Here is a 26,108-nt window from a genome sequence, read left to right as displayed (position 1 = left end):
AAGTAAGCAAATACTACTACTGCAGCACCAGCTGTTACCCCATGGAATCCCATTGGCATAAATGGAGTCCAGTTATGTGGTTGAACGTACCAAATACCAACTACGATGAAAAGTGCTACTACTGCTAATTTTACAATTACCATGATTGTGTTAAGTTTTGCTGATTCTTTAACACCTCTAGTAAGAATGAACGTTACAATTAAAACAATGATTACTGCCGGTAAATCAATAAAGGTATGTTTAGATGGATCAAATGCACTAGTTAAAGCTGTTGGAAGGTTTAGTCCAAAACCATGTAATAAACTTTGGAAATATCCAGACCATCCACTTGCTACTGCTGAAGATGCAAGTCCATACTCTAGTACCATGTCCCAACCTAATATCCAAGCTATGACTTCACCAAAAGCAACATAACTATAAGTGTAAGCACTACCAGCCTCTGGAATCATAGATGCAAATTCAGAGTAACAAAGTGCGGCGAATGTACAAGCTAAACCTGCGATAATAAATGAAAGAATAAGTGCTGGACCGGCGTAATCAGCTGCCGCTACACCAGTTAATACGAATATACCTGTACCGATGATGGCACCGATACCTAACATTGTAAGATCAAACGCTCCTAGAACTTGTTTAAGTGAACTAGGCGAACTGCTTGTAACTGATTTTTTTCGAAATAAATTCATATGAGCCTCCTCTAATCCTATATTTAGTAGTTTTTTAATTTCCTATTTAGAAAGTTAATTATTTTCTAATTTTACCTTAAAAAATAGAAAATTCTGACAATTATCTCCGAAGTAATTTAAAGATTGTCTCGCTTAAGTGATTTTTATGATAACACACTTATAGAAATATTCAAACAATTTTTCGACTTTTTTTTCATTTTTTTTAAAATTATGTAGTAAATTCGACATATTACCAAATACCTAGTCGTTCAGTTAAATTGAACTAGAAAGAAGTTGTGTCATAAGTAACAATAAATCTCTAACATCTTCATATTTCTTATGGTTGCAATTGTAATCAGACTAAATAATTATATTTTTATGTTTTTTTAATAAAAATGAAATAAACCTCTTTAATAGAGGTTTATTTTTGGGTCTTTTTTATCATTTAATGTTCTTTTAAGTGACTTAGTGATACTTCTTTATCATTTTGTGGTTGATCAAGAGGATAAATTCTTGCTGTCCCCTCATTTTTATTAACATGCTGAATATAAACCGGTACTCCATCGCAAGTTACATTAATCATACCAGGTGCAGCTACGATTTCTAATGCTCTTTCAGTATCCATCATAATACCTCCTTTAATAACTAACCTACTTTATTATTTACATAGCCTAGTTATAGTATTCATAAAAAGTGAGACATCTTTTAGGATTATGTAAATCTAAGGGGGGAATTGATGAAGAAAAAAAACTACTAAATTGATTAAACTAGCTTATTGTTCAATTTTGTCCTCATTTCTTAACTCGTTTCTTATCTTGTTGTATGATAGCAATTGAAGCTAAAAATAAAATTGAACTACACATAAATAGTAAACATAGTAAGCCAAAAAGTATTTGCATATTTGTACCTCCTTTTTATTATGAGTACAGAGTAAAGTATGGAACTAGTTTCAGAGCAAGAAAAAGTTTAGAAAAGGTGAGAAAATGTCTAATATTAAAGATATTGCAAGGATTGCCGGCGTTTCGGTTACAACAGTCTCACGAGTTTTAAATGATGAGCCGTATGTTAGTGAGGAAAAAAGAAATGCAGTTTTAAATGCAATTGAGTTAACGAATTATCAACGAAATCAAAATGCAGTAAATTTAAGCAAAGGAAAAACGAATCTAATTGGAGTGGTTATTCCGTTCTCACAACATCCATACTTTGGATTGCTAATTGATGGAATTGCTAACGAAGCGATAAAAAATAATTATAAGCTAGTACTATTTCAATCAAATTATGAGAAGAAGAGGGAAATTGAGGCTTTAAAAATGCTGCAGCATAAACAAATCGATTCACTCATTATTTGTTCTAGAATTTGTTCGATTGAAATGATCGAGAATTATAAGCAATATGGGCAAATAGTATTATTTGAAGATACGAGAAATACAGGGGTTTCCTCAACATTTATCGATCAATACAATTGTTTCATGATTGCATTAGAATATTTATATCAAAAAGGACATCGGAAAATCGGTTATAGTATTGGTCGTAGAACAGGTAAGAATAGTAAACAAAGAGAGGCTGCCTATAGTGATTTTCACAGTAAATATAATGAATCACTAAATAACGATTTTGTATTCGATAATTGTTACTATTTTGAAGACGGTGAAAGAATTGTCCAATCTTTGTTAAATTTAAAAGAGAGGCCAACAGCTTTGTTAGTAACAAGTGATCAAGTGGCAGCGGGGGTGCAGACTTGCTGTAATGATCGTGGAATAGCTATTCCTCATGATCTAGCGATAATTGGGTTCGATAATCAACCAATTGCAAAAGTAATGAAGTTAACAACAGTCGAAATTCCATTACGAGAAATAGGGAAGAAACTTTTTATACAAGCGATTAATTCTGCAATTAATCAAGAGGAGATAGCGATCAAATTAATTGAGCGGCAGACGGTATAATAAAACAGCTAGTCAGGGGCTAGCTGTTTTTCATTTCGTTGAATTGGGAAGTACAAATAAAAAAGGTCGAACTGCAAAAAAAAAAAGGCAAATCTACAAATTAATATGTCAAAACTGCAATTAAAATCTGGATAACTGCAAATAAGGTCATGAAACATGAATGAAGAGAGTGAATGAATCAAAAAAATAGAAAAATAACAATAAAATTGGCCAAGAAACGACCAAAACTAAACAAAACTCAGTAAATCCTTCCAAAAAGAAGTTCCAAATGAATGATCAAGAAATGTTACCAACAAAGTTCACAACTTTATCAATAAAGTTCAATTAAACAAAAAAATAAAAGCTAGTAAGAAACTAGCTTTTAATAGACTGATTCCATAAAGGAGACTGTTCTCTAACAACTTCCATAAATTTTCTAGCAGCACGTGATTGCCATCTGTTTTTATGCCAAGACATGATCGTAGAGACACTTCCTAAATTTGTATCCCAATTTATGACTTTTAGTTTTTGTTGCTGCATTTCATTTTGAACTGCTACTAGTGGGAGTATGGATATTCCGAGTCCACACATAACACATTGTTTAATTGCCTCTACACTCCAAAATTCCATTCCAGACTCAGTTGCGATACCTTTACTTCTTAGGAATGCTTCAAAATAGTCACGATAACTGCCTTGTTCTGTAAGAATGATATTTTCATTCGCATTTAGTGTAAAGGATGAAAGTGTTCTAGTATCAGAAGTTGGAGGTAGCAAAATGACAAGTGGTTCTTCAATTAGTGTTTCCGTATACAAATCTGAATCAGTTAATGGAGCTTGTAGAAAGAAGCCAATATCCAGATCTCCTCGACGTAATTCATCTTGTAATTCCCAACATGAACCAGATTTCATCATAATATTTACTTTCGGATTTTGTGATCGAAAAGCTTGGATAATTTGTGGAAGACGGTAGATCGTTAAAGATTCAGGAGCTCCAATCTTTAACGTGGATACTTCCTCATTTTCCATTTGAAATACATCTTTAGCTTTTGAATAAAGTTGAATCATTTCGATTGCGTGAACTAAAAAGTTCTCACCGACCTCCGTCAGATGAACCTTTTTACCTAAACGGTCAAATAAAGGTACTCCTAGCTCTTGCTCAAGTGCTTGTATATGTGCAGTTACCGTAGATTGTGCATATCCGAGATGGACCGCAGCTTTAGAGAACCCGCCCAGATCGACAATTGATTTTAACGTAATTAAATGACGGATTTCCATAATAGCCTCCTTAGTATCGGATTTTCCGATGGTTTATATCGTAACTATTCATTTTACCGATGAGAGATCGGTTCATATAATTAAAGTATACGAGATTACAATTTGTTTCAATAACTATTGGAGGGATATTAATGAGGAATCGAAAAATTGGTTTTCTTTTGCTCAGTGGGTTAATGATTGGACCTATATTAGGATCAGGAATTATCATTTTACCACCTGCAGTGTATGAAACTGCTGGTAATTATGCTATTTTTGCTTGGGTTATAATGCTCGGTTTAAGTTTAATATTTGCACTTATGTTTGGTAAGCTAAGTCTGTTGATTCCAGGAGATTCCGGAGTACCATTGGCAGTTGAGCGTGCATTTGGTACACAAATAAAAAATCTTTCAGCTATTTTCTTTTTACTTGCAGTTTGTTTTGGTCCAATTGCAGTTACAGGTACGGCAGGGCATTACTTACAACTACTGACGAATCAAAGTTTTTTCAATGAAAAGTGGCTAGCTTTAGGAATACTATGTTTTGTTTATATCATTTTAACTAGAAGCATTGCCGATGTTGGAAAATTTGCCTTTTTTATGTCTAGCTTCATTGTAGTGACGCTTATAGTTGGGAGTATTCATACGTTAATTACAGTTGATGGGAGCTTTACTTTATCGAATCCAATTACTGTTTCAGATTTTGGAGAAAGTTTACTATTATTATTTTGGGCTTTAATCGGATGGGAAGTCATCGGTAGCTATTCTTTAGAAGTAAAAAATCCAGAACGAACAATTCCTAGAGCAGTAGTCTTAAGTTTTTCGATTATAGCAATAGTAAGTCTAACAGTTGCATTTGCTTTCCAGTGGATTCATTCTAAAAATGGAAATATGATGGATCAATCATTAGCACCACTACTTCAGAGTTTATTTGGAAGTTGGTCAACTCCAATTATTTCATCCATTACAATTGCTCTTTGTATTAGTACGGTTCTCCTAGTAATAGGAGCAGTATCAAGACTAATCGCCGATCAAGCCAAAAACGGTTTATTACCTTCATGGCTTTCTTTTAAAAATAAAAATAATGTGGCAACTCGTTCATTATTTAGTTTGTTTGGCATTCATATAATTGTATTTATTCTTTATTTTAATGACTTCCTAAGTATTCAAACACTTGTAGCAATAGCAAATGCATTTTTCTTATGCAACGCTTTACTAGGAGTATTGGCATGTTTGCGTTTATTTGATTCGGTATTTTTTAAAGTCGGTGCATTTATTCTAGCAATTTGCTTTTTAGGAATACTTTTATTTTCTTCACCGATTATTCTAATATTGATCATATTAGTTTCAGTGTACTTTATTTGGCTACAAAAAAGAGATTCAAAGCAACATGAAAAAGTTCTACAAGTTGGAAATGAATAATGATGTTAGAAAGGAAACTTCTATTAAAAGAAGTTTCTATTTTTATGAAAGTGGAATTTTATAATAATTCTTCTTATTGTATATTTATTATTGTTTTTAAAGGGTGTTGATTGAAATTACAAGCCATTTTTTTTCAGTTTGGTATCTATATTTCTGTTTAACTATTGCCTTTTTAAATACGAATGAAAGCCTTTTGTTATTTTAGAATTATATATTGTTTTAACGTTACCAGGGCTTTAAAAATTGAAATTATTAAGTATTATATGGACATTGTTAAAAGGGGGATACTCTTTGTGTTAATAAACAATATAATGATAAAATGAAAAAACGAATTCAATTGTGTGTTTAATTAAGCTAAATTCATGTGATTTTGGAATTCGTAAGTCTTACTTTCTATACTAATAATAGAATTCAATTTTTTTCTGTAATGATTTTAATATTAATATTTATACATTTTTGTATTAGTTGCAAGAAAATATTTAAAACATGATGATTAATTTTATAAGAATAAAAAATAATATTTTTTTTAACTAAGTAGAGTGAGGAATTTTCCATATTTTATAAGGTTTTTTACTTTAATTTTGTTTTTTAATAGATCGTTTTAAAAGAAAATAGAATCATAAAATCTTTACAACGAAATAATTGCTAGTTATAATGAAACCAAATTTGATAATTAGTGTCCTTCGGGGTCGGGTGAAATTCCCAACCGGCGGTGTTGTATATTTTTATACTAAGCCCGTGAGCTTCATATAGATTTTTTATATGTTGCTGATCTAGTTAGAATCTAGAGCCGACAGTATAGTCTGGATGGGAGAAGGATGGAGTGCATATACGGTTTGGTTGTTTTCAAAAATACTACCCGTATAGGCTTAGTTCGTTGTGCATATTTTTTATGTACAACAATAGACGCGCTATAGTACTGTCTTTTAATAGACTCAAATTGTACTTGCGTTTATTTAAGTACACTTCCTTTCTTAAACATCTATTGCCCCTTAGGAGTTTTCTAAGGGGCTTTTCACTTTTTCAAATTAATTTGAATTAGAGGGTGTGATAAGTTGGATCAACTATTTATGAAATTAGAGATGGATCTTACAAAGTCATTTATCGGGCTTGAGTGTAATGTGCTTTTTCGAATTGAGGTGAATAAACTTGTTTACTGGAATCGTTGAAGAAATAGGAACAGTAAAAAATATCGTAAAAAAAGGTAAAACTTTAGTGCTTACAATTGGCGCATCAGAAATTTTAGAGGATGTTCATTTAGGAGACAGCATCTCTGTAAATGGGGTTTGTTTAACCGTTACGAATTTTACTAAAAATGAATTTTCTGTTGATGTCATGCCTGAAACATTTCAAGCTTCAAATCTAAGTACTTTGGTTTCTAGCCAAAAAGTAAATTTGGAGCGGGCAATGGCAGCAAATGGCCGGTTTGGTGGCCATATTGTATCGGGTCATATTGATGGTACAGGTAAAATTGTATCCATCAAATCAATGGAAAATGCTGTAATCTATAAAATTAATATTCCAAGTCAGTTTGCTAAATATTGCCTTCAAAAAGGCAGTATAACGATTGATGGTACAAGTTTAACAATATTTGAAGTTGAAACTGATATTGTAACAATCTCTTTAATTCCTCATACCCGTTCACATACGATCATAGGCAGTAAAAAAGTTGGAGATGTCGTTAATATTGAGTTTGATTTATTAGGTAAGTATGTTGAAAAAATGCTTGGTATGAATGAGACGAAAAAGAGTAATGCAATAACAACTTCATTTTTAACTCAAAATGGCTATATATAAAGGAGTAAGCTCATGTTCTCTAAAATAGAAGAAGCAATTGAAGACTTAAAAAATGGTAAAATTATTATTGTTTGTGATGATGAAGATCGAGAGAATGAAGGAGATTTTGTTGTTATCGGAGAATTTGCAACTCCTGAAAATATCAATTTTATGGCCACTCATGGTCGCGGATTAATTTGTGCACCTGTTTCTGAAGAGATAGCCAAGAAACTAGATTTATATGAAATGGTAACAAAAAATACAGATTCTCATGGTACTGCCTTTACTGTAAGTATTGATCATATTGACTCTACTACTGGTATCTCGGCATTTGAACGTTCACATACTGTTTTACAAATGTTAAATGATGAATCAACTGGAGCAGATTTTAGAAGACCTGGGCATATGTTTCCTTTAGTCGCTAAAAACGGGGGAGTTATTGAGAGACCAGGTCATACAGAAGCGGCAGTGGATTTAGCTCGAATGGCTGGATCGAAAGAAGTTGGTGTCATTTGTGAGATTATGAATGACGATGGAACGATGGCAAGAGTACCGGATCTAATTCAAATCGCAAATAAATTTAATTTAAAAATGATTACAATTAAAGATTTAATTCATTATAGACAAGAAACTGAACAACTTGTAAAAAGAGAAGTTGAAATTAAATTACCAACAGATTTTGGTGATTTTAAGATGATTGGTTATACAAACAAGATCGATGGCAAAGAGCATATTGCGATTGTAAAAGGTAAAGTTGACGATGGTGAACCAGTACTTGTACGTATTCATTCGGAATGTTTAACAGGTGATGTATTTGGCTCATGTCGTTGTGATTGTGGACCTCAGTTGCAATCAACATTATCGATGATTGAAGAAGTAGGCAAAGGCGTAATTGTTTATATGCGACAAGAAGGCAGAGGGATTGGCTTACTTAATAAGTTAAGAGCATATAAGTTACAGGAAGAAGGCTTTGATACTGTTGAAGCAAACCTAAATTTAGGATTTGATTCAGATTTAAGAGATTATGCGATAAGTGCTCAAATTATTAAAGATTTAGGGATTGTGAGTATAGATTTAGTAACGAATAATCCAGTTAAAATAGAAGCGCTAAAATCTCACGGAATCCAGATAAATAATCGAGTGCCAATTCAAACCGAAATGAAAACAGAAAACGAAAAATATTTAATTACTAAAATCGAAAAAATGGGACATTTATTACACTATTAAAAATGGGAGAGATTAAGATGAAATTTGAAGGAAATTTAGTAGGATCTGGACTTAAAGTTGCTGTAATCGTAGGACGTTTTAATGAATTTATTACATCAAAACTACTAGGTGGTGCAGAAGATGCACTATATCGTCATGGTGTAGAAGAATCAGACGTTGATGTTATTTGGGTACCAGGTGCATTTGAAATTCCATTAGTCGCAAAAAAACTTGCAGATTCAAAAAAATACGATGCAATCATTACGCTAGGAACAGTTATTCGTGGGGCAACTACTCATTACGATTACGTATGTAATGAAGTAGCAAAAGGTGTTGCTGCTATTACGCTACAAACTGGTATCCCTGTCATTTTTGGTGTATTAACGACAGAAAATATTGAACAAGCGATTGAAAGAGCGGGCACTAAAGCTGGTAATAAAGGCTGGGATTCTGGTATTTCAGCAATTGAAATGGCTAATTTATTAAGAACTATAAACTAAGTATATATATAATAGAAGAAACTGATTAAAGAGAGGTGAATTTTTACCTCTCTTTTTTTTATCAAGAGAAAGTAATTTTTTATATAAAAAAGCAATCTGAATATTTGTTTAATCATCTAAATTTGTGGTAGTGTAAAATTTAGTAAAGGTTTATTTGGAGGCAGAAATTAAATGTTATTTTTACTAATTTTAGTCATATTAGTTATCGTTATTTTAACGTTTTTAAATACATATCCTCATTTTGGGAAGAAATATTCAAAGGATCAAATGGAGTCATTTTATGCTTTAGAGCATTATAAAAATGGTAAGTTTATAAACCAAGTCCCTACTAGTATGAGTATGGATTTTAAAACAAACATTTCTATGATTAGAGACTTTGTTAAGAAAAATCCGAATCGTGTTCCTAGAGATGGGATTCCAATGGAGAAAATTGATGTTTCCAGGTTTCATTCAGAAAGTAAAGATTCGAAAATTACTTGGTTTGGACATTCAGCACTATTAATTGAAATAGAAGGCAAAAACATTTTAGTTGATCCAATGTTTGGGAACGCACCAACCCCGTTTCCGCAATTTGGTGGTAAAAGATATAGCGGAGGTTTGCCAATTGAGATCAGTGAATTACCAAAAATAGATGCTGTCATACTATCGCATGATCATTATGACCATTTAGATTACGGTACAATAAAAAAAATCAAACAGAAAGTAGATCGATTTATTGTTCCGCTTGGTGTAGGAAGTCACTTAGTGAGTTGGGGGGTACCGAAAGAGAGTATTTCTGAGCATAACTGGTGGGATGAATTTAAATTTGATCAATTAACATTAGCTTGTACGCCAGCAAGACATTTTTCGGGAAGAAGTTTAACTGATCGTAACAGTACTTTGTGGTGCTCGTGGGTCATCATTGGTGGGAAAACGAAAATTTATTTTAGTGGAGATAGCGGATATGCACCTCATTTTAAGGAAATAGGGGAAAAATATGGACCGTTTAATCTAGCGTTAATGGAATGTGGTCAATATGATAAACGATGGTCTGCAATTCATATGCTGCCAGAAGAAACTGTTAAAGCTTTTATTGATGTAAAAGGTGAAGTTCTTGTACCAATTCACTTTGGTGCCTTTACATTAGCATTTCATGACTGGAATGACCCAATTGAACGTGCCGTGAAGGCTGCTAAAGAAAATGAAGTAAAGTATTCTACACCTAAAATTGGTGAAACAATTAATATAAGTACAGGTGAATATCCTAATTCAATTTGGTGGAAGTAGTTTATTTATTTGAAAAAAAGCAGGATTGTACCTTTTAGTATGGAATAATTTAAAAATCAATTTTTTAGGGAAGTGATGTTTGTGGAAGCATTAAAAGAAAGTGCACAAATCGTACAAGATTTAATTTTTGAGTTAGGTTATTCAAATAAAGTGATTGAATTACCAAATAGTGCAAGAACTGCTAAGGAAGCAGCGGAAGCATTAAGTTGTGAAGTGGCTCAAATTGCAAAGTCTATTATATTCAAATTAGAAAGCTCAAATAGCGCTGTACTAGTAGTCGCAAGTGGAATAAACCGTGTAAATGAGAAACAAATTGAGAAAATACTAAATGAAAAACTAGGTAAAGCAGATGCTGACTTTGTACGTGAACAAACAGGATTCGTAATTGGAGGAGTTTCACCAATTGGTCATAAAAACCAAGTAATTACATTTATTGATGAGGATCTATTACAGTATAGAGAAGTATGGGCTGCTGCTGGCCATCCGAAAGCAATTTTTCAATTAACACCAAATGAATTGGTTGAAATGACAAAAGGTAAAGTTGTGAAAATTAAATAATAGAATGCACTGACTATCATTTATTTAGGCACATTCAAGTGTAATAAATCAGTTTTTGATTTACTATACTTAAATGTGTCTGTTTTTATTGGAAATTTTTACCTTTTAATAAAGTACCATTTGTCAGATTAATTTCAAAGGAAAGTGAGATGTATGAGCAAATGTTCAACTTTATTTGTACGACATGTGGCGTTCAATATAACAAGTCTATCGATCCTCCTAAGTACTGCACAATTTGTTCTGAAGAAAGACAATACATCAACCCGCATGGCCAAGGATGGACAACATTACAATCAATGAAAGACCAGAACTATCAAAATATTATCCGTTTTGAAGAAGACAATTTGAATAGTATCGTTACTAGTCCTAAGTTTGGAATTGGTCAAACTGCCTATCTTATTAAGAATGAAGGGTTTAATGTATTATGGGATTGTGTCTCTTATTTAGATGAGAAGACAATTGAAGAAATTAAGCAGCTAGGAGGAATCAATGCGATTGCTCTATCACATCCACACTATTACTCTAGTCAAATTGAATGGGCTAAAAAATTTGATGTACCTGTATACATACATGAAGATGATCAAGAGTGGGTTATGAGAAAAAGTGATAAGATTATTTTTTGGTCCGGCGAAATGTTAGAGCTTAACAAAGGAATTAAAATTCATCGATTAGGCGGGCACTTTAAAGGTGGGGCAGTATTAGAATGGAAAGCTGGAAATGAGCATAAGGGAATACTGTTAACGGGGGATATTATTCAAGTAGTTGCAGATCCGGAATGGGTAAGTTTTATGTATAGTTATCCTAATTTAATTCCATTACCAGCAAAAAAAGTAAAAGAGATATCGTTAGCTGTTGAGAAGTTAACATTTGATAGAATTTATAATGCATTTCATGGGATTGTAAAAGGGAATGCAAAACAAGTAGTTTATAAATCTGCTAAAAGATATATTGAAGCACTGGATGGAAAGTTGTTTGATACTTAATTGACAATTGATATATGAAAAAAGAATCAACGTAGCTTGGTTCTTTTTTTGTTTTAGAGACCTTACTTGGGAATATTCTATCTTTTTAACTTTGTATCTAACATATATAGAAATCTAAATAACGATTAATATTTTAATTAAAAAGTTTTAATAGGTTAATTAAATGATAAAATGAATCCCTAAAATTGTTAAAAATCATGTTAATTTTATTGAGAAAAATGTAGAGTTTTGTCGCATTTTTTAATTAATGGAATAAATACTGATAAATCAAGGCCTGCAATAACCCATTTGATTAAAAACAGAATATTCACGATAATTTAATTAAGATAAATGAACGAAAATTGTTCATTTTAAATGATTAATTACAATGGATTTTGTCAGAATAAGATATTTTTTGTAATTATTTGGATTAGCTAAATTGTTGAAAACGAACTGGAGGAAGAAAGATGGGGGAAAAGAGAGAGAAGGGGAAAGTTCTTAAAGGTTTTACAGTAGTAGCTTTAACATCTAGTTTTATTTTAGGTTCTCTTGGACAAGCATCAAATGTATCAAATGCAGAAAGTCCAAGTAAAGCAGAAGACATTCTTGCTAACCTAACTGCACAGCAAAGAGCGGCTCTTAAAGAGCTTTCAACGAATGAAGAATCAGGGCTTCAAATTTCTTCTGATATTAATTTGGACTCTTCGGAGCAAACAAGTGTCATTGTTGAATTTGTAAATCAACCTGTTAAAGTAGCACAAATTGAAGCGAGTGTAGAAGGTAAAAGCTTAACAAAATCAGATGCTGAAGCGCTAATCAATCAAGACCATGATACTTTTACTCAGGATGTTGGCCAAGTTTTAACAAGTGGTAAAAGTAAAAAGGTAGATTATAAAATTAATCGTTCTTATAAACATGCATTTAATGGTGTTTCCATGACACTACCAGCAAATCAAATTATGAATCTATTAAAATCAAAAGCTGTTAGTAAGATTTGGAGTGACCAAACGTTTTCAATTGATCCACCAAAAGAAAATGATCAACTAAAAGCAGACGAAGCAAATGTTGGAAACTATACACCTTATGATGCTTTAGATCGTTTACATAATGAAGGATTTACAGGTAAAGGAATTAAAGTCGGAATCTTAGATACGGGGATGGATTATAACCATCCAGATTTAAAGGATGCTTATAAAGGTGGATATGATTTCGTTGACAACGATAATGATCCAATGGAAACAACTTACGCAGATTGGAAAAAGTCTGGTAAACCTGAAGTTAGTAATTCAGAAGCATATTACACTGAACATGGTACACATGTTGCAGGTATTATTGGTGGTCGTGGCAATGCAAATAGTGAGTATAAAACAGTAGGAGCAGCACCAGAGTCGGACCTATATGCTTACCGTGTACTTGGACCATATGGAAGTGGAACAGCGGATGACATTCTTGCAGGAATCGATCGTGCAGTTCAAGACGGTATGGACGTCATTAATATGTCACTTGGAGCAACAATTAATGATCCAATGTATGTTACTTCAATCGCAGTTAACAATGCAGTTTTAAGTGGTGTGACAACAGTAGTTGCAGCTGGGAATACTGGTAATCAAATGTATACGCTTGGTTCACCTGGAGCTGCAGCATTAGCATTAACAGTAGGTGCCTCATCTATTGCTTTAGATGTTTACCAATACGCAGGGGTAAATAATGGCAAGAATTATTCAGTAAGACAATTAGCACAAAATTACTCAGACGATATGACATCTTTAAAAGGAAAAACATATCAGTTAGTTGATGTTGGTTTAGGAAATCCTGCAGATTTTACTGGTAAAGATGTAAAAGGAAAAATCGCATTTATTAAACGTGGAACGATTGCATTAATAGATAAAATTAAAAATGCAAAAGCAAACGGTGCAATTGGCGTGTTAATGTATAACGATGAAGCAAATAAAGCTGAAGGTGCAATCCAATCATATCTTGGTGAATCAATGGATGCAGTTCCGGCATTCTCTGTTTCAAATGAAGATGGTTTAGCTATTTCAGCAGCAATCAAAGCTGGAGCTTCTGATTTCACATTTGGAGATTTTAGTAAAGTTCAAACTGATTCAGATGAATTAGCGACATTTAGTTCAAGAGGTCCATCTCGCAGGAATTATGATATTAAACCAGAAGTAACTGCTCCAGGTGTTTCGATTCTTTCAACTGTACCATTTTATGAAAATAATAAAACAGCTGATGGATCAAAACCTGAAGATTATAAATATGCTTACTCACGTCTTTCTGGAACTTCAATGGCAACACCTTATGTAGCGGGGGTATCAGCATTATTACTTCAATCAAATAAAGATTTACAACCAGAGGATATTAAATCAATCTTAATGAATACGGCTGATCCACTATCAAAAGCGTATAGCGTTTTTGAAGTAGGTAGTGGGCGAGTAGATGCATATGAAGCAATTCATTCGAATGTAGAGTTAGAAGTGGTTGATCAAACATCTACAATTATTGGTGGAAAAGAAAATTCAATTAAAGAACTAACTGGTGGCATTAGTTTTGGATCCTATGGATTCGATGATCAAGATGTTACTGATTCTCGTAAGATTACATTAAAAAATCGTAGTGAAAAAGTGAAAACATTTAAGGTAGATGTAAATTTCCAAACAGGAGTAAGAGGATCTAAAGATGCAACTAAAAATAATGTAACATTAACGGGTCCGACTTCTGTAAAATTAGATGGAATTAGCAAAGAAAATATTAAGTTTAACTTAAACATTCCAAAAACTGCAGAAAAAGGAACATACGAAGGGTATATTACATTTACAAATGCAGAAGACCCAACGGAAACGTATCAAATTCCATTTGGTGGACGTTTTGTTGATGAAGGAATTGATACTTTTAAGATCAACAATCCAATGTTTGGCAATAATATAGATTGGCCTGAAAATGCATATCCTTATATAAGTTATAGTTACTCATTAAAGTCATATATGAAAACATTAGATATTGTGTTACAGGATGCAGAAACTGGTGAGGATTTAGGTTTAGTAGGTTCATATTTACCAATCACATTGAACGAAAATCAAAATTATACGAATTCAAGAGGATTTAATTCGCTCTACTTTCCATTTACTGGAGATGCGAAAAATCCGATAAGTAGCGAAGCGATTAATGCAAAATCAGGAAAATATCGATTAAAAATAATTGGAACAAATGAAAAAGGTAAAGTATTTACGAAAACAGCTGATTTCTTTTTTGACTCTGGCACACCAAATATGACAACTACCTTTGACAATTTAGATCAAAAAGTAATTGAATATAAAGATAGTCAATTTGATTCGAATGGCCAATTTTTATATGACTTTAACATTAATTTAAACGATCCTGAAACGGATGAAGCAAATCGCTTAGGTATACCGGTTGATCAAACAAGCAATGCGGTTGTATCGTTTTACGATAGTCCATTCCCAGCAAAGCCAAAGTATACAGATAAAGATGGAAACTATACAGATCAGATTAAAGTTAAAAAACGTTCTACACCATTGCAGGTTGCATTTTATGGATTTGATGCAGCACGAAACTTTACTGGAAATGCATCAAATGATTTAAGAATCATATTTGTCGATGAACATTTTCCATACTATTACTTAAAATCAAGTAAACAAACTGTCACAACAGGTGATACTGTTAATTACAGTGTTCGTTCAAATAATGTGAAAAACTTAAAAACAACAAAAATCAATTTAAAAGTTGATCCAAATCTTGCAACAATTCAAAATGTCGTTGTAAGTGATGAAGTAAAACAATATGGAGATGCGCAAGTTTCAGTGTCATCAGTACCTACTACAACTGGTACACTTCTTTATATATTTACCTTTACTTACAATGGAACGAAAGCTTTACCAGAAGATTTAAAATTATTTAATTTCGACATAAAAACAGCTGAGAAATGGACTAAAGGTATGCCATTTGATTGGTATACAATGACGTCATCAACGATTGATCAATCAAATGTAGAAACAAGTAACGTCTATACTTATATGGAAACTTATAAAATTAAGGAAGCTCAATCAAGGGTAGATGGAGCCATATTATCTGAAGGATCAATTGATCCGTCTACAGGTCAAACGAATTATGCAATTGATCAAAGTAAAATTGCTGCAAAAGTAACAGTTACTTCTTATGATGGAAATACGACTGTAGAAGCACCAATTTCTAACAAAAATGGTCAATACATTGCTGAAGGCATAAAAGCTGATAATAAACCTTATACTGTCAAAGTCGATATCCCTGGTCATTTTACAATGTATCGAAAAATGAATTTATCAGATAACGTACGTGGTGAATTAGTAGGAAAGAGAATTAATTGGAATTTAACAAGGGCAGCAGCTGGTGATGTGAATAAAGATAACGTTATTGACATTTTAGATGCAATAGCTGTCGAAACATATTGGGGTACAGATAATAATACAGCGGACTTTAATTTTGATAAAGTAGTAGATGGGAAGGATATGGCCTTTATCATGAAAAATTTTGGATTACAAAATTCGACAGTTGATAATGCGCCAAAACCAAAAACTACTAATAAAGGAAAGACTTTAGAAGACATCTTAAAAAATTTAGGATTAGATCAATAATAAGAAAGGGGAAACCGATTAGTCCGGTTTCCTTTTTTATGTTATTTCATAGCTACTGCTTGGTTTACTACTTCTTTTTTCGGCTTAAAGGCAGATAAAGATAAGGCAAGTAGAGAAATTATACCAATCCATAAAATAATACTCATTGGATGACTCATTGATAATCCATTATCGAAATAGAAGATTTCTCTTAATCCGTCAGCACCAAATCGCATTGGAACCCAAGAGTAAATCCAGTCTTTTGAAAAAGCTGGTAAAAGCTCTTTTGGCATTCCAATTAAAGAACCTGAGAAGAAAAAGATTAGGGCAAAGATCCCAACTCCACCAAAACCAACCCATGACATAACAGCAGAAATAAGGATATGGAAACAGAAATAAGCAATTGTTAAATATAACGCAACATCTAAGAAGTTAGGAAGAGTGAATCCAATCCATTTTGCCATTAATGTTATGCCAAAACCGATTATGAATGATAGGATAACTCCTAGAATTAATTGTTCAAAAATAACTTTTAATTTACTTGTTGAATTTGATGTTTGTGTTTTCTTTTTCGCTAAAAAGACGATAACTGCTCCTATTAAGCTAGACATCCAAAGTGGTGTAATTAGGATGACAGGAGCATTTCCATTTGCTGTATGTGTCCCAATTGCATTTACATTTTCAATATTTGCCACAATCGGATTTGATAAAACTTCAGCTTGTTTTACTGAAATTGAGCTCACGTTTTTCTTTAATTCGTTAAAAATTTGAGTATGAGTAGTTAGGTTAAGATTTTCTACAATATGAGTTAGCATTTGACTAGCCATCGTTGAGCCAGTTGTATTTTTACCTTGGTTTACTAAAATTTTAATCGCTATCGGTGAAGGATTTGCTGTTTTTAGTGAAGCTTGATTTTTACTTAAATCACTTGGAAGAATAAGAGCACCGTAATATTTTTGATCATCTAGACCTTTACGTACTTTTTCCTCACTTGATACTTGTATCCACTTAATCGCTGGTTTTTCACCATTATTCGTTTTAGATAGTTTGTTTATTTTTGAAACCATCATATCACCTATATTAACATTCCCTTTTGAAGGAACTTGGATTCCTTGATCTCCGTTTACAATCGCAATTGGAAGATTTTTAGGTGTAGGGTTAACGGATGATGCCAATGTTAGACTGAAAATAATCGCAACAACTAAAACTAGTAGAGGAGCTAAAATAGCTTGTTTTTGTTTAAATAAGTTCATTTCAATAACCTCCTAATTCCTTTATATAAAATTACTGAACAACGTGTTGACTATTGTTATGTGAAGATATTACAATGAGTTTTAATAAATCACAATAAGCAAATCATACAAATGTGTTCATTGCTAAACACATTTATGAAATTTGTTTAGTAAGAACTTATATTTCAAAAGGATGATCTAAAATGAGTCAATCATTGAGAGAAATAAAAGTTGCAAAAACGAAGAAATTAATAAAAGAGACGTTGTTAGATTTAATAGAGGAAAAAGGATTCGAAGCTATTTCAGTTAGAGATATTACATTAAAAGCAGGTTTAAATCGCGGTACATTTTATCTACATTACAGAGATAAATATGATTTAATGGAAAAAAGTCAAAATGAAATCTTAGAAGGATTACAGGATCGACTAATATTTATAAGACCAAAAGAAATGAATGAGTTTTATTCAAATGATATGGTCTATCCACCTATTCTAAATGTATATCATTATTTAAAAGAAAATCAACGATTTATAAAAATTTTGATCAGTACAAAAGGGGACCCAGCTTTTCCGAAGAAAATGAAGGAACATATTAAAGAAACGATTTATGAAAAACTAGTGGATTTATTAGAAGAAGTGTACATGATTGATATTCCACATGAATACACAACTGCATTCATTTCATCGGCCTTCTTTGGACTGTTGGAGCAATGGCTAGAAAAAGAAGAACCAATTACCCCTGAAGAAATGGCAATCATGCATATGAAGCTATTGAAACTTATGAAGACATTTGTTAGTCAAATCGCTAAATAAATGTAGGTTAGAGTAAAGCCTTCTCAATACCACTAAAAAAGATGTCTCAAGATTTTTATTTGAGACATCTTTTTTCCTAATAGTATTAAGATCTTGTTTCTGATATTGCAGTTCTTACCTTTTCGAATGATGTTTTAGCTTTATGAGAGTTTAAGATCATTAAGTTTACGTATAATGCATCAATAATACTTAATTGTGCAATTCTAGATGCCAGTGCTTCTGGTCGATATTCTGTTTCCTCGGAAGAGGTGTAAAGCGAGACATCAACATTTTGACTTAAAGTAGATTTTGGGAAACCTGTAATTCCAATCGTTTTGGTACCGTTTTCATTTAATACTTGCAAAATACGAAGGATGTCTTTATTTGAGCCCGAATGCGAGATGACGATTGCTACATCTTCCTTGGTTAGTTGAGAAGCTGACATCAATTGAAAGTGTGAGTCAGTGTATGAATTTGCTTTTATTCCTGTGCGAATAAATTTGTGAAAGGCATCCATCGCAATAACAGATGAGCCACCTACACCATATAATTCAACTTTATTAGCTTTTAATATAAGATTTACTGCTTTTTTAAACGATGCACTATCTAAGATTTGGGCAGTATTTTCAAGTGTTCGAATATTAGATTGAAATATTTTATTCGCAATCGTTATCTCATCGTCTTTTTCATTAATTTCTTCATGGATTTGCTGGATTGGTGTCATAATTTCAGATGCTAATGCAATTTTGAGCGCTTGGTAACCTTTAAATCCAATCCGTTTACAAAATCTAAAAACAGTTGCATCAGCAACGTTTAAGTCTTCAGCTACTTCTGTAATTGTACTGTGAATTATATGCTTTGGGTTTTGTAATATATAATCAGCAATCTTTTTTTCTTTATCACTTAATCGCGCATAGTAAGAACGAATTTTACCTAAGCTGTTCGTTTGTTCCATATTGTTTACACCTTTCGAGTAAATTGAGTTTTAGTTATAAATAAATTTTTAATATAGTATTAAATTGAAAAAATGTATTTTAAAAATTTAGAAAAGAAATATAATTTGCTTAATTATTATTATATAGGAAAAAAGTGTTTTTTTTAATAATAATATGAAAACCCTTTCATGTGAAAATTATTTCGTATATATTCATTTTTGTCAAAAAAATTTTTTTCACACATGTTTAGTATAGCAAATTTTCAAAATAAGTGGGTTAAGAGGAATTTTTTTCTTTGGTTTAATGACGAAAGTTGAAAATTAACATAGTTTCTGGGTAGGTCTTTAGAAATAAATAAAAAAAATAAATTAGTCTTTAAGATAGGATTTCATTTTCGAATCCTATCTTTTATTTAGTAATAATGTATTGGGTTTGGATTGAAATTTACTAGTACTAGGTATAAATCATTAATTGTTTTTTCCTTAAAAGGATATTAAAATTTAGTAAAGAATAATTAGTTAAATATGGTTATAGAGATAGAGGAGGGTGCATATGATTGAGGGGGAAATCATAAAGTTTTATCGTGAAAAAATGGGATTAACTCAAGCGATGCTTGGAGAAGGTATATGTACAACTACTCATGTTAGTAAAATAGAAAGAGGAAAGACGGCGTACTCACCTGATATTATCGCTTTATTTTCAGATCGTTTAGGAATCAATATTAATCATGAAGTCCAATCGTTTTATAATTTAGAGAAAAAATTACATCTTTGGCACGACGCATTAGTCATGAAAAAAGAAACTCAAATTGTAGAAATTAAAGCAGAACTTGAACAAATGCCCTTTATTGATTATTCACAATATGCAGCCCATTATAATTTACTAAGAGCAAGATATTATTTTCATTATCAAAATTTAGATATGGTTAAGCAAATACTTACATATGTGAAAAAAGAATTTGATGATTTATCACCTTTCGAGAAAAATTTATTCTATCATCTTCAAGGTATGTACTATATATCGAACTATACTAGCCTAAGTAATGAAGACCATCAAAAGGCAATAAAAGTATTAAAGATGATTAATATTGATGAGTATCGAAATGAAGAATACTATCACCATTTAGCAATTGCCTATCATTTCGGAAGCTCAAAAATCTTAGCGTATAAATATGCCGAAATGGCACTTAAGTTTTTTCAAAGAACGAATAATTATTTATTCGCAATTAGTTCTGAATCACTTATGTTATTGCAGTACGGTAGTGAATTAGAAATGAATTTTAGTGAAGTTGTAGAACGCTATAAAGATTTAATTCATAACTGTGAAGTATTAGGCGATCGAGAACGCAAGGCTATTTTATTGAATAATCTTGGAGTGAAATACTTTAAGCGAGAAGAATATGAAAATGCATTGTATTATTTTGAGGAAAGTATTAATGAAACCGAAAATAAAAAATCAATAAATTACTTAAGAAGATTATGCAATTATTTAGAGACATGTACTGAAGGGACACTATTAGAAAAAGAGATACTTCTTAGTGTGATGAAAAGAGCACTAGCATTAGCAAAAATGTTAAAAAGCCCAGTACATATTACATTGATTAAACTATTTAAGCTTAAAGCTGAGGGAGCCCGTGAAAAATTTTATCAATATCTATCGGATGAGGCACTCCCATTCTTTTATTCTACTAATAATAAATTTTATATCGAACAGTTTGGTAAGAAATTATATAAATACTATATAGAGATTAAAGAGTTTCAAAAAGCCGCAGAGTTGTATGAGTCAATTGAACATACATTTGTGAGCATGTAAAAAAGAAATATATAGACAACGTTAAGTAACGTGTCTATGTATTTTTTTTTTTTGCTAGAAAAAGTGCATTTATTATTTAGTGAATTTAAAATACCTAAAATTGGTTTATTCCGAAGGGGAATTATGTTGTTATTTGTCGATTTTATTAAGGTGAATTGGATAAACATTGATAAAACAGGGTTTCTTATAACCCAATTGCGTAAAAATGGAAAATTCCCAATAATATAATTAATAGAAAAAAACGACAAACGTCATTCTATTTTGTTGATTACTAGAAGAAGTTGTCAAAAAAATTTAATTCTAGTAATTAACGTTAAAGGCAAACTAAGAAGAAAAATGAACTGGAGGAAGAAAAATGGGGGAAAAGAGAGAAAGAAGTAAAGTTCTAAAAAGTTTTACTGTTTTAGCTTTAACATCTAGTTTTATTTTAGGTTCTCTTGGACAAGTAACAAATGTATCAAATGCAGCAAGTCCGAGTAAAGCAGAAGATATTTTGGCAAGTTTAAGTTCAGAGCAAAGAGCAGCTCTAAAGCAGCTTTCAACTAGTGAAGACTCTGGGCTGCAAATTTCCTCTAATATTAATTTGGACTCTACTGATCAAACAAAAGTCATTGTAGAGTTTGCTAGTAAGCCAGTTAAAGTCGCTCAAATTGAAGCGAGTGTAGAAGGTAAAACTTTAACAAAATCAGATGCAGAAAAGCAAATCGATCAAGACCATGATACTTTTACGAAAGATATTAACCAAGTTTTAACAACTGGTAAAAGTAAAAAAGTAGATTACAAAATTAATCATTCATATAAACATGCATTCAATGGTGTCTCCATGACATTACCAGCAAATCAAATTAAGAATCTACTAAAATCTAAAGCTGTAAAAAAGGTATGGAGTAACCAAACTTTTACAATTGACCCACCTAAAGAAAATGATCAACTAAAAGCAGATGAAGCAAATGTTGCAAACTATACACCATATGATGCTCTAGATCGCTTACATGCTGAAGGATTTACAGGTAAAGGAATTAAAGTAGGGATTCTAGATACAGGGATGGATTATCATCACCCAGACTTGAAGGATGCTTATAAAGGTGGATATGATTTCGTTGATAACGATAATGATCCAATGGAAACAACATATGCAGATTGGAAAAAATCAGGACAACCTGAGATTAGTGGTTCATCAACTTATTATACTGAGCATGGTACACATGTAGCTGGTATTATTGGTGGACGTGGTGTTGCGAATAGTGAATATAAAACAGTTGGAGCGGCACCTGATGCTGACCTTTATTCTTATCGAGTTTTAGGACCTTATGGATCTGGAACTGAGGAAGCTATAATTGCAGGGATCGATCGTGCCGTTCAAGACGGTATGGATGTTATTAATATGTCATTAGGTGCAACGTTAAATGATCCATTGTATGCGACTTCAATTGCTGTAAATAATGCTGTATTAAGTGGTGTAACTACAGTTGTTGCAGCAGGAAATAGCGGCGATCAAATGTATACGCTTGGTTCACCTGGTGCTGCAGCTTTAGCATTAACAGTTGGTGCATCATCAATCGCATTAGATGTTTATCAATATGCTGGAGTAAATAATGGCAAAAACTATTCAGTTAGACAATTAGCTCGTAATTATTCAGATGACTTAACAACATTAAAAGGAAAAACATATCAGTTAGTTGATGTTGGTTTAGGTAATCCAGCAGACTTCAATGGAAAAGATGTAAATGGAAAAATTGCTTTCATTAAACGTGGAACGATTGCATTAATCGATAAAATTAAAAATGCAAAAGCAAAAGGTGCTGTTGGTGTTTTAATGTACAACGACGAAACAAATCAAGCTGAAGGTGCAATTCAATCTTTCCTAGGCGAATCAGTTGATGCAATTCCAGCATTCTCTGTTTCTAATCAAGAGGGTACAGAAATTGCAGCCGCTATCAAAGCTGGTAAATCAGAATTCTCATTTGGTGACTTTAAAAAGGTGCAAACAGCATCAGATGAATTAGCAGGATTTAGTTCAAGAGGTCCATCTCGCGTAAACTATGATATTAAACCTGAAGTAACAGCTCCTGGTGTGGCGATCCTTTCAACGGTACCATACTATGTAAATAATAAAACTGGTGATGGATCAAAGCCTGAAGATTACAAATATGCATATGAGCGCTTATCAGGTACATCGATGGCGACACCTTATGTAGCAGGTGTATCAGCATTATTACTTCAATCAAATAAAGACCTACAACCTGAAGATATTAAATCGATTTTAATGAACACGGCTGATCCGTTATCAAAAGCTTATAGTGTATTTGAAGCAGGTAGTGGACGTGTTGATGCATACGAAGCAATTCATTCGAATGTAGAATTGGAAGTAGTAGACCAAACGCCGACATATATTAATGGCAAACAAAAGTCTATTCAAGAACTAACTGGTGGCATTAGCTTCGGATCATATGGTTCCGATGATAAAGATATTTCAGATTCTCGCAATATTACATTAAAAAATCGTAGCGAAAAAGCGAAAACATTTAATGTAAATGTGAAATTCCAAACTGGATTAAGAGGATCTAAAGATGCAGCTGGGAACAATGTAACGTTAACTGGACCTACTTCTGTAAAATTAAATGGAATTAGCCAAAAGAATATCAAATTTAACTTAAACATTCCAAAAACAGCAGAAAAAGGAACATATGAAGGCTTTATTACATTTACAAATACCGGGGATCCAACTGAGCAATATCAAATTCCATTTGGTGGTCGTGTAGTCGATGAAGGAATTGATTATTTTAAAATTGACAACCCAATGTTTGGTAATGATACGAGCTGGCCAGCAAATGCATTTCCGTTCTTATCATTCGATCTTTCATTAAAGTCACACATGAAAACATTAGATGTATTACTACAAGATGCTACAACAGGTGAAGATCTTGGTTTAGTTGGTTCATTTACACCAATCACAATGAATGAAAATCAAGAGTACTTTATTGGAAGAGGATTTAGTTCAGTTTATTATCCATTCACTGGTGATGCAAAAAATCCGATTAGTAATGATCCAGTAGTAGCAAAAGCAGGAAACTATAAATTAAAATTAGTTGGTACAAATGAAAAAGGTAAGTCATTTGTAAGAACTGCTGGTTTCGTTTATGATGTTGCAGCACCTACTATGACTTCTAGTTTTGACTCTTTAGATCAAAAAGTAATTGAATACAAAGATAGTCAATTTGATTCAAAAGGACAATTCTTATATGACTTTAACATTAATCTAAATGATCCCGAAACTGCTGAAGCAAATCGCTTAGGTTTCCCAGTAGATCAGTCAAATAATGCAGTCGTATCATTTTACGATAGTCCGTTCCCAGCTAATCCAATTAAAACGGATAAGAACGGAAACTATACTGACCAGATTTTAGTTAATAAGCGTGATACACCTTTACAAGTTTCTTTCTATGGTATGGATGCAGCAAGAAACTTTACTGGAAATGCTGCAAATATGTTAAGACTAGTATTCGTGGACCAAAATTTCCCATACTACTACTTAAAAGCAAATAAACAAACAGTAACAACAGGCGATACGGTAAATTATAGTGTTCGTTCAAATAATATTAAAAACTTAAAAACAACTAAAATTAAATTTACAGTTGATCCAAATCTTGCAACAATTCAAAATGTCGTTGTAAATGATGCAGTAAAACAATATGGTGATGCACAAGTTTCTGTAACTTCAGTACCTTCTGGAATAAGTCAGCTTTATACATTTACATTTACTTATAATGGAACAAAAGCTTTACCAGAAGACTTACAATTATTTAATTTTGATATGAAAACAGCAGAGAAATATACAAATTTTATCCCAAATGACTGGTATGGAATGACAGCATCAACAACTGACCAATCAAATGTTCAGACTAATGATGTGTATGCGTACATGGAATCTTATAAAATTAAGAATACTTATTCTAAAATTGATGGAGCATTACGTTTAGAAGGAACAATTGATCCAGCAACAGGTCAGCAAAATTATGCGCTTGATCAAAGTGCAATTGGTGCAAAAGTTACAGTTACGTCTTATGATGGAAAAACAACTGTTCAACCTACAATTAACAAAAGTGGAACATATAGTGCAGAGGGACTGAAAGCAGATCCAAAACCTTATACTTATAAAGTTGAAGTACCAGGACATTTTACTATGAACAGACAAGTACTTTTATCAAATGAAGTACGTGGTGAAACTCTTGGTAAGAGATATAATCTAGGTTTATTAACAGCTGCAGCTGGAGACGTTAATAAAGATGATGTAATTGATGTGTTAGATGCATTAGCTGTACAAACTTACTGGGGGACAAATAAAGCTTCAGCAGACTTTAACTTTGATAAAGTAGTAGATAAAAAGGATATGGACTTTGTTGTTCAAAACTTTGGATTACAAAATCCTACTGTTGATCAAGCTCCAAAACCAAAAACTACTTATAAGGGTGCAACTTTAGATAGTATTTTAAAAGATTTAGGTTTAGACAAATAATAAAAGATTTAAATTAGGGAAGCCAGTTAATTTGGCTTCCCTTTTAAGTTTGTAGAAGGATGTGGTGAAGTGCAAATATAATTGGCAAAACCGCAATTAAAAAAGCTAAATCTGCAATTAATTAGGGGGACGTGCAAATAAATATACGAAAACTGCAAATAAAGTTGGAAAATCCTCAATTGAAAAAGTCAAATCTGCAAATAAAATCGGTGGAACTGCAAATAAAGCTATTCATTTTAAATAAATTGAGTGAAAAAGCATAGTTCAGTAAAATGATAAATTGAAAATGACCATAAACAGAAGCAAAGTTCAAAGAAACAATCGAAAAACACAAACTCAGAAGTCAAAATACCCTCTCGTAGACTGCCCAAAAAAGTGCACTTTCTTCGTTGCTCATTACCTTTTAAAGGTAACTACCCCTTCACTCTGTAGTTGCTTTTCATAAAAAAGGTGTTAATTATTGACCATTTCAAATGAAAAATAGACCTAATAAATGATGAATTAAAATATTCTAAAATAGTTTTATCTTGTTCAATTAGTAAGAAAAAGCTATCAATTCGGGGTTTATTTAGAAATATTAAAGTTTAATTAAAAATAGTAGGCGTTTTCAAATAGCAGACTCTTTCTTTTTAAATGATAGAAAAATTGGGTTATTTCGATTGTTTTTCACGGGAGAATTTAGAAG

At 32.2% G+C, this 26,108-nt stretch carries 17 protein-coding genes and 1 riboswitch; of the genes, 12 read left to right on the top strand and 5 right to left on the bottom strand.

What is annotated here, in order from left to right:
- Both AN960_RS11965 and AN960_RS11960 read right to left on the bottom strand, forming a co-directional pair.
- A partial coding sequence (locus tag AN960_RS11965) for an amino acid permease (protein ID WP_156339674.1) occupies window positions 1–683 on the bottom strand: 683 nt, incomplete at its 3' end.
- A 424-nt stretch (window positions 684–1,107) separates the two neighbouring features.
- Window positions 1,108–1,287 (bottom strand): H-type small acid-soluble spore protein, encoded by a 180-nt coding sequence (locus AN960_RS11960; protein WP_056471502.1) that lies wholly within the window; start codon window positions 1,285–1,287, stop codon window positions 1,108–1,110.
- Between the two features lie 358 nt (window positions 1,288–1,645).
- On the opposite strand from AN960_RS11960, the gene AN960_RS11955 reads away from it, so the two are divergent.
- Window positions 1,646–2,605: a LacI family DNA-binding transcriptional regulator gene (locus AN960_RS11955; RefSeq protein ID WP_056471500.1), complete on the top strand. Its 960-nt coding sequence runs from the start codon at window positions 1,646–1,648 to the stop codon at window positions 2,603–2,605.
- 354 nt (window positions 2,606–2,959) lie between these two features.
- Here the strand turns inward: AN960_RS11955 and AN960_RS11950 are convergent, their stop codons facing one another.
- Window positions 2,960–3,859, bottom strand: coding sequence for a LysR family transcriptional regulator (locus AN960_RS11950; RefSeq protein ID WP_056471497.1), 900 nt, complete (start codon window positions 3,857–3,859; stop codon window positions 2,960–2,962).
- Window positions 3,860–3,990: 131 nt separating this feature from the next.
- Here AN960_RS11950 and AN960_RS11945 point away from each other — a divergent pair, with 131 nt between their 5' ends.
- The 8 genes from AN960_RS11945 (at window position 3,991) to AN960_RS11910 (ending at window position 16,158) form a co-directional block, all read left to right on the top strand.
- The gene (locus AN960_RS11945; protein ID WP_056471494.1) at window positions 3,991–5,256 is read left to right on the top strand and encodes an APC family permease; all 1,266 of its coding nucleotides are present in this window, start codon (window positions 3,991–3,993) and stop codon (window positions 5,254–5,256) included.
- Window positions 5,257–5,931: 675 nt separating this feature from the next.
- Window positions 5,932–6,079, top strand: a riboswitch (FMN riboswitch).
- Between the two features lie 326 nt (window positions 6,080–6,405).
- Window positions 6,406–7,053 carry a riboflavin synthase gene (gene ribE / locus AN960_RS11940; protein WP_056471491.1) on the top strand — a complete coding sequence of 216 codons (648 nt, stop codon included), beginning with the start codon at window positions 6,406–6,408 and terminating at the stop codon, window positions 7,051–7,053.
- Between the two features lie 12 nt (window positions 7,054–7,065).
- On the top strand, window positions 7,066–8,259 hold the full coding sequence (locus AN960_RS11935; RefSeq protein WP_056471489.1) for a bifunctional 3,4-dihydroxy-2-butanone-4-phosphate synthase/GTP cyclohydrolase II: 1,194 nt from the start codon (window positions 7,066–7,068) through the stop codon (window positions 8,257–8,259).
- 17 nt (window positions 8,260–8,276) lie between these two features.
- The gene (gene ribH / locus AN960_RS11930) at window positions 8,277–8,738 is read left to right on the top strand and encodes a 6,7-dimethyl-8-ribityllumazine synthase (protein ID WP_056471487.1); all 462 of its coding nucleotides are present in this window, start codon (window positions 8,277–8,279) and stop codon (window positions 8,736–8,738) included.
- Window positions 8,739–9,005: 267 nt separating this feature from the next.
- Window positions 9,006–10,004, top strand: a complete 999-nt coding sequence (locus AN960_RS11925; RefSeq protein ID WP_502692546.1) for an MBL fold metallo-hydrolase — start codon at window positions 9,006–9,008, stop codon at window positions 10,002–10,004.
- An 81-nt stretch (window positions 10,005–10,085) separates the two neighbouring features.
- A complete protein-coding gene (locus tag AN960_RS11920) occupies window positions 10,086–10,562 on the top strand; it encodes a YbaK/EbsC family protein (protein ID WP_216600077.1) in 477 nt (158 codons plus the stop codon).
- Between the two features lie 161 nt (window positions 10,563–10,723).
- Window positions 10,724–11,545, top strand: a complete 822-nt coding sequence (locus AN960_RS11915; RefSeq protein ID WP_056471530.1) for an MBL fold metallo-hydrolase — start codon at window positions 10,724–10,726, stop codon at window positions 11,543–11,545.
- A 446-nt stretch (window positions 11,546–11,991) separates the two neighbouring features.
- Complete coding sequence (locus tag AN960_RS11910) at window positions 11,992–16,158, top strand: S8 family serine peptidase (protein WP_056471478.1); 4,167 nt, start codon at window positions 11,992–11,994, stop codon at window positions 16,156–16,158.
- Between the two features lie 41 nt (window positions 16,159–16,199).
- Here the strand turns inward: AN960_RS11910 and AN960_RS11905 are convergent, their stop codons facing one another.
- Window positions 16,200–17,390 (bottom strand): YhgE/Pip domain-containing protein, encoded by a 1,191-nt coding sequence (locus AN960_RS11905; RefSeq protein WP_056471475.1) that lies wholly within the window; start codon window positions 17,388–17,390, stop codon window positions 16,200–16,202.
- 182 nt (window positions 17,391–17,572) lie between these two features.
- Here AN960_RS11905 and AN960_RS11900 point away from each other — a divergent pair, with 182 nt between their 5' ends.
- Window positions 17,573–18,181 carry a TetR/AcrR family transcriptional regulator gene (locus tag AN960_RS11900; protein WP_056471472.1) on the top strand — a complete coding sequence of 203 codons (609 nt, stop codon included), beginning with the start codon at window positions 17,573–17,575 and terminating at the stop codon, window positions 18,179–18,181.
- 85 nt (window positions 18,182–18,266) lie between these two features.
- On the opposite strand, the gene AN960_RS11895 is transcribed toward AN960_RS11900, so the two are convergent.
- The gene (locus tag AN960_RS11895) at window positions 18,267–19,115 is read right to left on the bottom strand and encodes a MurR/RpiR family transcriptional regulator (protein WP_056471469.1); all 849 of its coding nucleotides are present in this window, start codon (window positions 19,113–19,115) and stop codon (window positions 18,267–18,269) included.
- Between the two features lie 532 nt (window positions 19,116–19,647).
- On the opposite strand from AN960_RS11895, the gene AN960_RS11890 reads away from it, so the two are divergent.
- Together AN960_RS11890 and AN960_RS11885 are read left to right on the top strand one after the other, a co-directional pair.
- The gene (locus AN960_RS11890) at window positions 19,648–20,907 is read left to right on the top strand and encodes a helix-turn-helix domain-containing protein (protein WP_056471467.1); all 1,260 of its coding nucleotides are present in this window, start codon (window positions 19,648–19,650) and stop codon (window positions 20,905–20,907) included.
- A 355-nt stretch (window positions 20,908–21,262) separates the two neighbouring features.
- The gene (locus tag AN960_RS11885; RefSeq protein WP_056471465.1) at window positions 21,263–25,423 is read left to right on the top strand and encodes a S8 family serine peptidase; all 4,161 of its coding nucleotides are present in this window, start codon (window positions 21,263–21,265) and stop codon (window positions 25,421–25,423) included.
- Window positions 25,424–26,108 lie beyond the last annotated feature (685 nt).

Origin of the sequence: Bacillus sp. FJAT-25509, assembly GCF_001420605.1 — a bacterium.
Lineage (GTDB): Bacteria > Bacillota > Bacilli > Bacillales > Bacillaceae_G > Gottfriedia.
The sequence above is the reverse complement of the archived record's forward strand: the minus strand, read 5'-3'. Positions and strand labels throughout refer to the sequence as shown.